The sequence below is a fragment of the Hymenobacter metallicola genome (assembly GCF_004745645.1).
Taxonomy (GTDB): domain Bacteria; phylum Bacteroidota; class Bacteroidia; order Cytophagales; family Hymenobacteraceae; genus Hymenobacter; species Hymenobacter metallicola.
In genome coordinates this window covers 398,115-411,994 of sequence record NZ_SRMB01000001.1, presented here as the reverse complement: position 1 = coordinate 411,994, position 13,880 = coordinate 398,115, and the positions used below count along the sequence as shown (strand labels likewise).

12 protein-coding genes are annotated in these 13,880 nt (G+C 60.9%); 7 read left to right on the top strand and 5 right to left on the bottom strand.

Translation table 11 applies throughout. The features are described 5' to 3' along the window. Nucleotides 1-91: 91 nt before the first annotated feature. Nucleotides 92-820, top strand: a complete 729-nt coding sequence (locus E5K02_RS01720) for a DUF481 domain-containing protein (RefSeq protein ID WP_167856247.1) — start codon at nt 92-94, stop codon at nt 818-820. A gap of 8 nt (nt 821-828) precedes the next feature. Here E5K02_RS01720 and E5K02_RS01715 read toward each other — a convergent pair whose 3' ends face one another. Together E5K02_RS01715 and E5K02_RS01710 are read right to left on the bottom strand one after the other, a co-directional pair. Beyond that, a complete protein-coding gene (locus E5K02_RS01715) occupies nt 829-1,521 on the bottom strand; it encodes a hypothetical protein (protein WP_135391579.1) in 693 nt (230 codons plus the stop codon). Nucleotides 1,522-1,576: 55 nt separating this feature from the next. Continuing rightward, nucleotides 1,577-2,440, bottom strand: coding sequence for a pirin family protein (locus E5K02_RS01710; protein ID WP_167856246.1), 864 nt, complete (start codon nt 2,438-2,440; stop codon nt 1,577-1,579). A gap of 229 nt (nt 2,441-2,669) precedes the next feature. Between E5K02_RS01710 and E5K02_RS01705 the strand changes: the two genes are divergently transcribed. From E5K02_RS01705 to E5K02_RS01690, 4 genes are all read left to right on the top strand, one after another. Continuing rightward, complete coding sequence (locus E5K02_RS01705) at nt 2,670-3,221, top strand: RNA polymerase sigma factor (protein ID WP_135391577.1); 552 nt, start codon at nt 2,670-2,672, stop codon at nt 3,219-3,221. A gap of 30 nt (nt 3,222-3,251) precedes the next feature. Beyond that, nucleotides 3,252-3,710, top strand: a complete 459-nt coding sequence (locus E5K02_RS01700; RefSeq protein WP_135391576.1) for a hypothetical protein — start codon at nt 3,252-3,254, stop codon at nt 3,708-3,710. Between the two features lie 37 nt (nt 3,711-3,747). Next, nucleotides 3,748-4,257: a periplasmic heavy metal sensor gene (locus E5K02_RS01695; RefSeq protein ID WP_167856245.1), complete on the top strand. Its 510-nt coding sequence runs from the start codon at nt 3,748-3,750 to the stop codon at nt 4,255-4,257. A 178-nt stretch (nt 4,258-4,435) separates the two neighbouring features. Further along, nucleotides 4,436-5,638: an aspartate aminotransferase family protein gene (locus E5K02_RS01690; protein WP_135391574.1), complete on the top strand. Its 1,203-nt coding sequence runs from the start codon at nt 4,436-4,438 to the stop codon at nt 5,636-5,638. A 3-nt stretch (nt 5,639-5,641) separates the two neighbouring features. On the opposite strand, the gene E5K02_RS01685 is transcribed toward E5K02_RS01690, so the two are convergent. After that, nucleotides 5,642-6,100 (bottom strand): tellurite resistance TerB family protein, encoded by a 459-nt coding sequence (locus E5K02_RS01685; RefSeq protein ID WP_135391573.1) that lies wholly within the window; start codon nt 6,098-6,100, stop codon nt 5,642-5,644. 250 nt (nt 6,101-6,350) lie between these two features. Between E5K02_RS01685 and pfkA the strand changes: the two genes are divergently transcribed. Continuing rightward, nucleotides 6,351-7,322: a 6-phosphofructokinase gene (gene pfkA, locus E5K02_RS01680; protein ID WP_135391572.1), complete on the top strand. Its 972-nt coding sequence runs from the start codon at nt 6,351-6,353 to the stop codon at nt 7,320-7,322. 239 nt (nt 7,323-7,561) lie between these two features. Here pfkA and miaA read toward each other — a convergent pair whose 3' ends face one another. Both miaA and E5K02_RS01670 read right to left on the bottom strand, forming a co-directional pair. Then, the gene (miaA, locus tag E5K02_RS01675; RefSeq protein ID WP_135391571.1) at nt 7,562-8,467 is read right to left on the bottom strand and encodes a tRNA (adenosine(37)-N6)-dimethylallyltransferase MiaA; all 906 of its coding nucleotides are present in this window, start codon (nt 8,465-8,467) and stop codon (nt 7,562-7,564) included. Then, nucleotides 8,464-9,588: a glycosyltransferase gene (locus tag E5K02_RS01670; protein WP_135391570.1), complete on the bottom strand. Its 1,125-nt coding sequence runs from the start codon at nt 9,586-9,588 to the stop codon at nt 8,464-8,466. The genes miaA and E5K02_RS01670 overlap by 4 nt, the downstream gene beginning before the upstream one ends. Before the next feature lie 146 nt (nt 9,589-9,734). Here E5K02_RS01670 and E5K02_RS01665 point away from each other — a divergent pair, with 146 nt between their 5' ends. Next, nucleotides 9,735-13,847 carry a PAS domain S-box protein gene (locus tag E5K02_RS01665; protein ID WP_135391569.1) on the top strand — a complete coding sequence of 1,371 codons (4,113 nt, stop codon included), beginning with the start codon at nt 9,735-9,737 and terminating at the stop codon, nt 13,845-13,847. Nucleotides 13,848-13,880 lie beyond the last annotated feature (33 nt).

Below are 13,880 nucleotides of genomic sequence, written 5' to 3'. Positions count from 1 at the left end.
CGCGCCGGCCAAACTCCGGCAAGTAAGGCCAACGGCTTTGCCCGGGCCGTCCTACCTTTGCCGCTCACAACGGCCCCGGGGCTTGGCTTTCATGACGTTTCGTACCCTGCTCGGCTCAGCCATGGTGCTGGGCGCCTTTCATTCAGCCCGCGCCCAACAGGCCGATACCACCCTGATCCGTTACAGCGGGCAGCTGGCCGGGCAGTACTCGGCCGGGGGCGTCAACCGCACCCTGTTTTCGACTACCCATTCTCTAACCTTGCTACGCGGCCTGCATTTCGGCGCCCCCGTCACGGGCAGCTTCCTGTTCGGCAAGCAGGAACGACTGCTCAAGGAACGCGAGTGGCTTTTCAATACGACGCCCTACTACTGGAAAGGCCGGTTCCGCTTCTACGGCATCGGGGGGTACGAGCGCAGCAACCTACGGGGCATCGACAACCGGTTTCAGCTGGGCCTGGGGCCGGGCTGGGCCTTTTATTCCGACTCGTTGGGGCGGGAAGTGGCCGTGAGCAACCTCTTCATCCGGGAGGCCACGTATTTCCAGGGCGGTACCGAGCGGCTCGTGTCACGCAGCTCGACGCGGCTAAAGGTGGTGTATTCTTACCGGGTATTTTCCCTGAACGCCACCACGCTGTATCAGCCGAACCTGGCCAACGCGGCCGACTACCGGGCCACCCAGCTCACGTCCCTGGCCCTGCGGTTTAGCCCGCGCTTTGCCATTACGGGCACCTACACTTACACGTTTGAGAGCCGCGTACTGGAAGGCAAGCCCACCGACAATACCAATGTGACGCTGGGCGTGGCCTTCAGCACCAAGTAAGGGCCGGCTTACAGGGCCAGCCGCCGCAGGGTCGGTACTCCCTGCCACTGGGCCACGGGTTTGCCGGTGGCGTCGTACACGCCCAGCTCGGCCTTGTCCACGTCGGAACCGATACCAATCAGGATGGAGAAGTTGCGTGTGGGCGTTTCGTGCAGGTACTCGCTGGCGCCGTAGGCCGTCTGACTTTCGGTATCCTCGGGCACTTCGGCGGCCATGATGAAGCCGGGGTTCAGGTCGGCCACGCCCTCTTCGTGCTGGGGCCCATTTTTGCCACCCAGCATTTCCGCCGCAAACCGAATGCTGGTGTAGTTGAGGCGCGTAACGGTCAGGGTGAAAGTCTGGGAGCCTTGCTGGCCACTATAGGTCACGGCTTTGCCGGCGGGCAGGTCGGTGGGAAAATCGGCGGAGCCAAAGGCATCCATTACCAGGGTCTTCCCGCTTACCGTATACTTCTGGGCACCGGCTATGTCCTTCAGCCCCCGCACAAACTCCGGCGACAAGCCGGTAGAATCGGTTAGCGAAACTGCGGCCGTAGCCCCCGAATCGGCGGCGGGCGGCGGGGCGGCATCCGTATCGGCTACGGCCGCCAAGGGCTCGGCTGGCTTCGTGGCAGCTTGGTTGTTGTTCTCTTTAGACGAGCAAGCAGCCAATACGCTTAAGCTCAACGCGGTGCTCCAGAAAGTGATACGACGTAAATACACGCAGCAAGTAGAGTTGACAGGGTAGAAAAAAAGGAAAAGCTTTTCCGGCCGCAACTTACTCATCAAACAGCATCCCCATCTTGCCCATCCGATAATCGCGCATGGCCTCCATCAGTTCGGTCTGGGTATTCATGACGTAAGGTCCTTGCCAGGCCAGCGGCTCGTGGTAGGGCTGGCCGGTGCAGAGCAGAATTGTCGTTGGGGCCGTAGCCACCAGGTGAATGCCCGTATCCCCGGGCTCAAACTCTACCAGCGTATGCCCCTCAACGTCGCGACCATTGACGTGCACGGCCCCGCGCAACACGTAAAACAGCACGGTTTGCCCCGCTTCCACGTCGGCGGGCAGCTGCCCGCCGGCTGCCAACTCCACCACCAGAGCCCGCACTCCGGTAATTGACTCTATCGGCCCCGTAACTCCCTGCCAGTTCCCGGCCACCACCTTTACCGAACCGTGGCCGGCGGGCAGGGCTACCACCGGAATCTGAGCCGCGGCCGCCCCCTGGTAACGAGGCTGGGTGCGCTTCAGGCGAGCGGGCAGATTTATCCAGAGCTGCACGTACTCGATACTACCGCCGGCCTCGCGCAGCTCCCGGGAAATATTCTCGCTGTGCACAATGCCCAGGCCCGCCGTCATCCACTGCACGCCCCCGGCCCCGATAACGCCGGTATTGCCCCGGGAATCGTGGTGGCGCACGTCGCCGGCAAAAACAAAGGTCACCGTTTCGAAGCCCCGGTGCGGGTGGGGCGCAAACGGCAGGCCCCGTCCCTGGGGCTCCAGTTCCTCGGGACCGGTATGGTGCAAGAGCAGAAACGGGTCGAGCTGCTCGGCAAAGCGACTGGGCAGCGGCTGGTAGGTGGTCAGATATTCCTGCTCAAGACGCTCTGAGACGATGCGGCGGCGGACAACTTTTAACGCCATAGAGAATGCGGAAGTGGTGAGGCCCAACGGCCGGGCACAAGCCGCCCCCCGCGCAGAGCGGGCGGGCTTGCCTACGCGGTAAGGGGAAGGGCAGCTCGTCAAGGTACAACCCGCGGCGTACATGCGGCGGGGGAACTGCCGCAAAATTTTCTGCGCCCCCTGCTAAACCCTGGCGTACCTTCCTGTTCTAACCCGGCACAGCCCCGCCGCTCCTAACCCGCTCCCCTGCTTGGAAGACCAGGAAATCCTCGTCAAGTTCGCCGACCCTGCTACCCGTAACGTGGCCTTTAACCAGCTGGTGCGCAAGTATCAGTCGAAGCTGTATTGGCACGTGCGCAAGATGGTTATCGACCACGACGATGCCGACGACCTGACCCAGGATGTGTTTGTGAAAGTGTGGAACCACTTGGGCAACTTCCGTCAGGATGCCTCGCTCTACACCTGGCTCTACCGCATTGCCACCAATGAATGCTTGAATTTTCTGTCGTCCAAACGCCGCAAGTTCTTTCTGCCCCTCCACGACGTAGCCGCCGAGCTAACCCAGAAAGTCGAGGCTGACCCCGGCCTGGCGGGCGACGAAATCGAGCTGCGCCTGCAGAAAGCCATTCTGCGCCTGCCCGACAAGCAGCGGCTGGTGTTCAACATGAAGTACTACGACGAAATAACCTACGAGCAGATGGCCGACATAACGGGCACCAGCGTAGGGGCCCTGAAAGCCTCGTACCACCACGCCGTCAAAAAGATTGAGCAATACGTCAACGAAGAATCCCGCCACGATTAAACCTCTCGGCCTGAGCCGACTCTAAGCCTTATGAATACTCCTTTTCGTCTGGATGACCACACGCGGCGGCCCCAGCCGCTGGCTCCGCCGCCAGCCGACTACTTCGCCACATTGCCCCGCCAGATTATGGCCCGGGTGCAGCCCGAAGCGGCCCGGGAGGCGGCCCTGCTGGGTTGGCTTTCCGCTCTGCCGCTGCCGCTGCGCACGGCCCTGGCGTCGGTGGTGGTGCTGGGCGGCTTTGCCACCAGCTTTTTTCTGAGCCAGCCGGCCGTAGCGCCCGCCACCGCGGTTTCGGTAGCGGCCCTGGAAGCGGTGCCCCGTACGGAAATGGTCCAGTATCTGCTAGCCACCGACTCGCGCGTGAGCCTGACCGATTTGGCCGAGCTGCCCGCCGCCGACCACACCCTGACCGACAGCTTTCTGCAAGCCTCCCCCGATGAGCTGCAGGATGCCCTGGATGCCCAGCCCACCGACGAGACCTACTTATAACTCCTACTTTTGCTTCTTGCTTTTGCCTTCCTCTCCCATGAAATACCTTCTCCGTAGCGTTCTGGCCGTATTGCTTTTGGCAGCCGTGCACAGCCCGGGCCTGGCCCAGGGCGGGCTGGGTGGCCCGGGGGGCCGCCGCCCGGGTGGTCGACTCAGCCAGCTGGAAAACGCGAAAATTGCCTATCTGACCGATAAAATTGCCCTGACGCAAGACCAGGCCCAACGCTTCTGGCCCGTGTACAACGAGTTTTCGGACAAGCGCCGCGACGTGGCCCGCCGCATGCGGCAGCTGCGCACCGAAAACCCCGACGGCCTCACCGATCAGCAGATTAAGGACAACCTGACCCAGGCCTTGGCTTTGCGCCAAAACGAGGTGAACCTGGAAAAAGAGTACTTCGACAAATTCCAGAAAGTGCTTTCAATTCGCCAGGTTGGCAAGCTCTTTATTGCCGAGCGGGACTTCACCAAGGAAGTCCTTAGGCGCGTGGCCGACCGCCGCGGCAGCACCGCCGGCGCCGGACAGTTTACCGGTCCGCCGGAAGACTGATCTTTTCCTGCTTCAAGCCTAAAAAAGACTGCCTCGGCAGTCTTTTGTGCTGTCTGGCGGGTTAGGATACCGAGAGGCTGAATAGATAGGGCTTCTAGCTCCATCTTAGCCTAACCTGGTTTTTGCTGCTGGGAGTCTGCGTACCTTTGCAGCCCGAATTTGCCTATTGTCTACCCGTATGCTTACTCCGCGCCAGCTGTTTCTTCGCTACCAGGCCCAAACGTCCGACTTTCCCTTGCTCCTCGAAATTGAGCGGGCTGAGGGCGTGTATATGTATGGCACCGACGGCCGCCGTTACCTGGATTTGATTTCGGGCATCGGGGTGAGCAACGTAGGCCACCGTCACCCGCGCGTGCTGCAGGCCATTCAGAATCAACTGGATAAATACCTGCACCTGATGGTGTACGGCGAGCTGGTGCAGGCCCCGCCAGCCGAGCTGGCCTATGCCCTGCACCAAACCCTGCCCGAGCACCTCGACAGCGTCTACTTTACCAATTCCGGGGCCGAAGCCATTGAGGGCGCGCTGAAGCTGGCCAAGCGCCACACCGGCCGCACCGAGCTGATTTCCTGCCATAACGCTTACCACGGCTCCACCCACGGCGCCCTGTCCATTACGGGCTCCGAGAGCTTCAAAAACAGCTACCGGCCCCTGCTACCCGATGTGCGCCACATCCATTACAACGACCTGGCCGACCTGGAGCTGATTACCGAGCGCACCGCCGCCGTGGTCATCGAAACGGTGCAGGGTGAGGCGGGCGTGCGGGTACCGCGGCCGGGCTACCTGCCAGCCCTGCGGCAACGCTGCCGGCAGGTTGGCGCCCTGCTGATCCTGGATGAAATCCAGTGCGGCTTTGGGCGGACCGGCTCGTTCTGGGCTTTCGAGCAGTTTGGGGTTACGCCCGATATCCTGGTGTGCGCCAAGGGCATGGGCGGCGGCATGCCCATCGGGGCTTTTATTTCGTCCCAGGAAATGATGGCGGGCTTCAAGACCAACCCCATCCTGGGGCACTGCACCACGTTTGGGGGCCATCCGGTGTCGTGCGCGGCCTCACTTGCCACCCTGCGGGTTATTCAGGAGGAAAATCTGCTGGCGGGCGTGCACGAAAAAGCCGCTCTGTTTCGGCGGCTTCTGCAGCACTCGGCTATTCGCGGCATCCGGGGCCACGGCCTGCTGCTGGCCGTGGAATTCGACTCCTTCGCGGTACTCAAGCCCATCATCGACCACGCCCTGGCACACGAAGGCATCCTGACCGACTGGTTCCTGTTCTGTGACAACTCTTTGCGAATTGCGCCGCCCCTTACAATTTCGGCCGCCGAAATCGAGGAAAGCTGCGCGGCCCTGCTGCGGGCCATAGCGCACGTCACGGGGCAGCAAAGCTAGCCCCTACAGGCCGGTGCCTTTGGGGTGAGTGCCGTTGTAGTTCAGAAAGGATTCCGACTCGGTTTTGATTTGCTCCCGGGGTAGACCATCCTTTACGCCCACCGAAATTTTGCGCACCAGCACGCCCACAATGGCTTTGCGGAAACCCAGCTTTTCGGCCATATCAATGCAGAAGTCCATTTCGTGGTCATCGACAATGCCGTCGGCCAGCATCATATCTACGAGGTCGAAAATCTGGTCGAACCGCTCAGAGTCGTTGTCGGGCAGCACCAGGTTCACGTTGCCCGAGTTAGCCACTATGGTGCGTACATCATCCGCCCGCATGCCGTTCTTCTTCCCTACCGCTACGATGAAGCTCATTTCCCGCTCATCAATATGACCGTCGGCTTTGGCCAACGCTGCCAGATTCATGAGGTGGCTCTTTACTTTCTTGGTTTGCTCGTTTTCAAAAAAGCCAAACATATACGGCGTTGCTTAAGTAACGGTGAAGAAAAGAACAGGCCCCGCTAGGCCGCAAACTAGGCAGCTGTGGGGGGGTTAAGATACTCGGCAGGGGGCTTTTCTGCAATACGCAGTTCTAAAAAAAAGAGCCAGACCGCACCAATAATCTGCGCTGTTTTTTGCCTTTCCTGACTTCGAAGGCTTTGTTTTCAATTTGGATTTATCACCTTTGCCCCGCCCGCACTGGGCAGTTCCGATTACCTGAATTATGATGAAACGTATTGCAGTTTTCACCAGCGGCGGCGATTCGCCGGGTATGAACGCCTGCATCCGGGCCGTGGTGCGCACGGCCGTGTACCACGGCATTGAGGTGTATGGCATCATGCGTGGCTACAGCGGCATGATTAAAGGCGAATTTGTGAAGCTCGACTCGGCTTCCGTGGCCAACACCGTGCAGAAAGGCGGCACCATTCTCAAATCGGCCCGCAGCCAGAAATTCCTGACCAAGGAAGGCCGGCAGCAGGCCTTCGACCAGCTGGTCAACAACGGCATCGACGGCCTGGTCGCCATTGGCGGCAACGGCACGTTCACTGGGGCAACTATTTTCGAGCAGGAGTTTGGTATTCCGACCGTGGGTGCCCCCGGCACCATCGACAACGACCTCTACGGCACGGACTATACCATCGGCTACGACACGGCTGTAAACACGGCCCTGGAGGCCATTGATAAGATTCGGGACACGGCCGACTCGCACGACCGCTGCTTCTTTATTGAAGTAATGGGCCGCGACTCGGGCTACATCGCCATTCCCTGCGCCATCGGGGGCGGGGCCGAAATCGTGATGATTCCCGAAACCCAGATGTCGACTGAGGCCGTCATTGAGACCTTGCAGCGGGGCTGGAAACGCTCCAAAACCTCCTTTATCGTGGTGGTAGCCGAGGGCGACGAGGAAGGCAACTCCCACGCCGTCGCCAAACAAGTGAAGGAAGCCATTCCCGAGCTCGATACCCGCGTGACCATCATCGGCCACGTGCAGCGCGGGGGCTCCCCCACCGCCGCCGACCGCCTGCTGGGTTCCCAGATCGGCATTGCCGCCGTGGAAGGCCTCATGAACGGCATGCGCAACGTGATGGCCGGCATCGTGGACCGCAAGCTGGTCTACACCCCCTTCTCCGACACGATTCACAAAAAGAAGCTTATCAACCAGACCTTCATGCGCATGGTCGAGATTCTCTCGGTGTAGCGGTGAATGAGTTAGTACTTGAGTGAGTTCTCTATTCTCACCGCGCTAACGCTGTTTTACTTGTGGCACGAAGCCATCCGGCCTCTGAAATGCGGAAAGCTTCCTTCACTGAAAAGCCCCTTACTCCACGCGGCAGTAAGGGGCTTTTTCGAGTCGTACTTCGCAGAGGCCGGATGGCTTCGTCATGCTTGCTCGCAAGGACAGGTAAAATGGCGCCGCTCGAACAACAACACCCCGTTTCACCATTTCACCGCCTCGGGGTGCACCCACTGATACTCCGGGTCGCGGCGGAGCCAGGTGAGCTGGCGCTTGGCGTAGTGGCGGGTGTTGCGCTTGAGTAGGCGCACGGCCTCGGGCCAGTCGTGCAGGCCGTCGAGGTAATCGAATATTTCCTGGTAGCCCACGGTTTGCAGGGCGTTGTGGTGGCGGTAGGGCAGCAAGGCTGTTGCCTCTTCCAGCAGGCCGGCTGCCAGCATCTGCTCCACCCGTTGGTCGATGCGCTGATAAAGCTCTTCCCGGTCGCGGCTCAGGGCAATCTTGATGGTTTGAAAGGGCCGCTCCTTGGCTACTTTGGGCGTGTGGAAGCTCGAAAACGGCTGGCCCGTGCTGCGCGTCACTTCCAGGGCCCGCACCACGCGCTGGTGGTTTTGCCGGTCGATGCGGGCGTAGGTAACCGGGTCGAGGCGCTGCAGCTCGGCCACCAAGGGCGGCAAGCCGTGCTCGGCCAGCTCCTGCTGCAAAGCGGCCCGCACGGCCAGGTCGGCCAGGGGCATTTCATCCAAGCCCTCGGTTACTGCCTGCAGGTAGAGGCCCGACCCCCCGGTCAGAATAACCAGTTTCTTCTCCTGAAACAGCTCCGCCAGCAGCGCCAGGCAGTCAACCTCAAAACGCCCGGCATTGTAGTCCTCCGTGATGCTGTGCGAGTCGATGAAATGGTGTTGCACACCCTGCATTTCGGCCGGCGTGGGCTTGGCCGTACCAATGCTCAGCTCCCGGAAGAACTGGCGGGAGTCGGCGGAAATGATGTCGGTCTGGTAGTGCTGGGCCAGTTCTACGCACAGGGCCGTTTTGCCCACGGCTGTGGGGCCGGATATGACCAGCAAAGTAGGGTGCTGAGGCGGGGTGGCGGGAAGTAGAGAATTCATGCAGGAGTGGTGTGAGGAGCCCACAGGCTCTGGTAGAGGGCCAACAGGTGGTGCTCTTCCTGTTGCCAGTTGAAGGCCTGCCGGGCCCGGCGGCAGTTCTGGGCCAGCTCGTGGTAGCGGGCCGGGTTGTCGCGCAGCAGCCCGTTCAGGGCCCCAGCAATAGATTCAGGCGTCAGCTCCACAACCTCGGCCACTTCGTACTGCTGATTGAGGTAGCGGTACTCCGGAAAATCGACGATGAGTTGGGGAATCCCGGCGTGCAGGTAGTCGAAAAATTTATTGGCCAGGGAATAATAATAGCTCAGGCCCTGGTTTTCGAGCAGCATAATACCTACCGCCGCCTGGCTCGTCACCGCCCGCAGCGCCTCGGGCAGTACGTAGCCCCGGAATTCAACTTTACCGGAATCGAGCAGGCCCAGGCGGGCGGCGCGGGCACGCAGGTCTTCCGACAAGTCTCCTTCCCCGCACAGCACCAACCGGCCCGCCACCGCGGGCATGGCCTCGAGCAAGGCTTCCAAGCCCCGGCCCGCATTCAAGGCTCCCTGGTACAAAATATACCCGTCGGGGGGCGCGGCAACCGGCGCGGGGGGCAGTTCGGCCCCGAGGCGACTAATGTTGCGCACCACGGCAAAGGGCCGCTGGTAGCGCTGCTCGAACACCCGCGCCAGGGCTGGCCCCACGGTGTAGGCCAGCGTGGTGCGGGGCACCACAAACCGCTCGACGGCGCGCCACAGCCGCTGAATGCCGGGCCGGGCTACCACTTCGGGCACTTCCGTGAAAAGCTCGTGCGCGTCATACACAAAAGGCTGCCCGGCCACCCGGGCCCGCAGCCACACGGGCAGGGCCGTGTCCAGATCAATGGCGCACCAGGCCGCCGCCCGCTGCCCTAGCAGATAGAAAAACAGACGCAGGTTGAATTCTAAATAGAATAATTTGCCTTTATTGTTCCAGCAGCGTAAGCGGTGTTGCCGGTACGGTTGTACTGTCAGGGGTTGGGAGGCAGGCCATTGGCGTCCTACGAGCAACACCTGGTAGCCGTGCCGGGCCAGGCTGCCGCAAATTCGCTGCATGCGCTGGTCGTAGTTTAAGTCGGTGGTTACCGTGAAGATAAGGGTGCGCATAGAGCAATCAGCGGCCTTTTTTCGGAGCAGAATCGCCCTTGAAAACGCAGTATCTGGGATATTTTTGACAAATTTAAGGAGTTAAAATTCGCGTACTGGTCAGTAGTGGTGGGCCAAGCCCCGCCGCGGACCGCCTACCCTACCCGATGCCGATTCACTCTGTAACACCGGCTACCTCAGCGCCGGGAGCTGCCCCGGCTTCCAGTGCTGACTTTTACCGCGCCCTTTTTGAGGAAGCCTACGACGCTATGCTTCTCTACAACGAGCAGGGCGGGCTGGTCGACTGCAACCAAACGGCGCTGCGCCTGCTGGGCACGACCCGCCCGGAGCTGCTGAGCGCGGGCCTGATGGCCTTTGCCGTGCCCCCGCAGGAGGAACGGCACGACCACTGGCTGTCGGAGCAGATGCTGCACGAAGCGGTGCTGCACACGGCCCAGACCGGCACCAAATTCTCGAAATGGTGGTACGGCCGACACAGCGACTTTACATCACTCGATGCCTGGGTGACCCTGCACCGCGTGACCGTGGCCGAGGGCCAGCACCGGGTTCAGCTCACCCTGCGCGACGTTACCCAGGGCCAGCGCCGCCACGAGACGTTTACGCAGCAGCAGGTGCTGGACCGCACCCAGCAGCAGCTGCGCGACTTGCTGAGCCGCACCAACCTGAGCTACGTGCGCGCCGACCGCCATGGCAATATCGAGGACGTCAACGACTTCTTTCTGCACTACACCGAGTACACCCGGGAAGAAATTATCGGCCGCAATTTCCACGAAACCTTTACCCCGGCACCCGACCGGGAGAAGCTCTACAAGGCCTACCTGACCTGCATTGAAACCGAGCAGCTCCAGGATTTTTACGAACGGGCCATCATCACCAAGTCGGGCCAGACGCGCATGGTGTACTGGCACGCCGAGTTCTCCCGCGACTTCGACGGCCATATCACCGGCATGTTTGTGGTGGGCCGCGACTACACCGACCGGCACGTGGCGGCCCGGGCCCTGACCGACAACCGCCACCGCCTGCAGGACTTTCTGGACAACGCCCACGACCTGATTCAGAACCTGAGCATCGACAACCGCTTCCTGTTCGTGAACAAGGCCTGGAAGGAAAAGCTGGGCTTTACCGACGAAGACCTGACGCAAATGACGCTGGGCGACGTGGTGCACCCCTACTACAAGGCCAAGCTCCTCTACCAGCTACGCAACCTTTACAAGGGCGAAAAAGTCAACAAGCTCGAAACCGTCTTTCTGACCAAGACCGGCAAGCCCATTCACCTGATTGGCTCCATCAGCTGTTCCTGGCAGGACGACGAGCCGGTGAGCACCCGCGCTATCCTGCACGACATCACCGACCGGATCAAGGCCGAGCGCCTGCAGAAGGTATACTATAGCATTGCCAACCTGGCCATCAGCTCCAAGGATTTACAGTCGCTCTACGGAGCCATTCACCGGGAGCTGAGCAAGATCATCGAAACCAATAACTTCTACATTGCCCTCTGCGACGACGCGCGCACCCAACTGCAGTTCAGCTACTTCGTCGACCAGAACATCCAGGGCGAGCAAGGCCTCGTGTCGCGGCCGTTTTCGTCGGGCGTGTCGGAATACATTATCCGCACCGGGCGGCCCCAGTATCTGCTGCGGCCCGAGCTGCAGGAGCTCATTGCCAACGGAACCATTACGGCTTACGGGCTGATGCCGGAAGTCATGCTCTGCTCGCCCCTGAGCATCGGGGAGCGAATTATTGGCGTCATTGCCGTGCAGGACTACCACAAGGCCGATGCCTACTCGGCGGCCGACATCGAGATTCTGCACTTTATTTCCAACCAGGTGGCGCTGGCCATTGAGCGCAAGCGCAATGAGGTGCAGATCAACAAGCAGAATGCCCGCCTGAACGCCATTTTCGAGAGCGGCTCCCACCTGATGTGGTCGGTGGACATGCACTCGCGCCTGACCTCGTTCAACCGCAACTACTCGGCCTACTTCCTGCGCCGCAACGGCGTGTACCCCTCCCTGAACGTGAATCTCTGGCAGGCCGATCTGGGCATGATGGAGGAAGAAGCCCGCGAGGCCTTTGTGGAAAATTACCGCCGGGCGTTTCAGGGCCAGCCCCAGCGCTTCGAGGTGCGCGGGCGCGACCTGCGGGGCCAGGATACCTGGCGCGAAGTCTACCTCAACCCGATTTACCTGGACGACGGCACCTTCGAGGAAATTTCGGGCATGGCCCACGACATCACCGAGAAAAAACGCTCCCAGCTGGAGCTGGCCGCCCAGGAAGAGAAGTTCCGGGCCATTTTCGAGTCGTTCCAGGACGTGTACTACCGCACCGACGGCAAGGGAGTGCTAACCCTGGTCAGTCCTTCGGTGCACGACATGCTGGGCTACGAGCCCGAAGAGGTGATTGGCACGCCCATCATGGACTACTACGTGCACCCGGAGCAGCGCAACGACTTGCTGGCCAGCATTCAGCAGTTCGGGGAAGCTCGCAACATCGAAATCGACATGCGCCACAAGCAGGGGCATGCGGTCAGTGTGCTGGTGAATGCGCGCATGGTCAACGACGGACCGGCCGGCACGGAAGGCATCGGGCGCGACATTACCGAGCTGAAGCAGATGCAGGACGACCTGCGCCAGGCCAAGGAGGAAGCCGAAACGGCACTCGAAGCCAAGACGCAATTCCTGGCCAACATGAGCCACGAGCTGCGCACCCCCATGAACGGTATTATCGGCATGATTGACTTGCTGCACCAGACCGTGGCCTCGGAAGAGCAGGAAGAGTACGTGGACACGCTGCGCAAGTCGAGCGACGCGCTCCTCACGATTCTGAATGATATTCTGGACCTCTCCAAGATTCAGGCCGGCAAGCTCCAGCTCAATGAGTCGGGCATCGACCTGCACTACACCCTGGAAAAGATTCACTCGCTGTTTGCCAACCGCGCCAACCAGAAGCACCTCAAATTCACCTACCATATCACCCCGCACACCCCGCGCTTCATCATTACGGACGAAACCCGGGTGCTGCAGATCCTGAGCAACCTGACTTCCAACGCCATTAAGTTCACGGCGGCCGGCACGGTGAGCATCATCGTCTCGTCGGTATCCACGGACGGCATTGAGCATACCCTGCGCTTCGCCGTGCAGGACTCGGGCATCGGGATTTCGCCGGCTAATGCCAAGCTGCTGTTCACCAATTTCACCCAACTCGACACGACGCCCACCAAGGCCTTCGGGGGCACGGGCCTGGGGCTGGCCATCAGCAAGCAATTGGCCGAGCTGTTGGGCGGGGAAATCGGCATGATTTCCAACACCGACGACGGGTCCACCTTCTGGTTTACGATGCGCTGCCGGGTGGCCTACAACGAAGAGGAAATCGTGCAGGAGCGCGTGGCTTCCCGCGACCGGAGCCACGAAATCATGCGCCTGGAAACGGCCCCGCGGGTGCTGCTCGTCGACGACAACCCCATCAACCAGAAAGTGGCCGTGCGCCTGCTCGACAAGCTGGGCTGCCAGATCGACGTGGCCAGCGACGGGTTTGAGGCCATCAGCAAAGCAACGGCCCCAACCGGCAACTACGAGCTGATTTTCATGGACATTCAGATGCCCGAAATGGACGGCATCACGGCCATGCACGAAATCCGGCAGCGGTTGGGCCGGCAGTGCCCCCCCATTGTGGCCATGACGGCCTACTCGATGAAGGAGGACGCCGAGCGGTTTGTGCAGCAGGGTATGGACGACTACATCTCCAAGCCCGTCAAGTCGCAGGACCTCTACACCGTGCTGCTGCGCTGGACCGGGGCCAACGAGCGGCTGGCCGCCCTGCACCTCTCGGCCGCCCCCGACGCCCCCCCGGAAACGCCGGTGGCCGAGCCCGAGGTGCCCTACGATACGGCTGCTGCTGCCCCAGCCGAGCCCGAGGAAGTTGTCTTCATCGATCCGGAAGTACTGGACCAGTTGCGGCAGCTGGGCGGGGCCGAATTTGCCGCCCAGCTCTACGCTGATTTTGAACAGGAAGCCGGGCAGGTGCTCAGCGAAGCGCAGGCTTTGGTGGACCAACAGCAGTACGAGCAGATCCTGCCCCACCTGCACCAGCTCAAGGGTACGGGCTTCACGTTGGGCATCAATGAGCTGGCCGAACACGTGAAAAGCTTGGAACATGACCTAAAAAAAGGCCAACTTGACCACGTAGAACGGGATTTTCGCACTATCATGCACCACTTCGGCGTCTTTACCAAAACGTATCAGGCTGTTACCCAGAGCGAGTAAATGCCGTAGTAATTTGTAACCGACCCTTCCTTA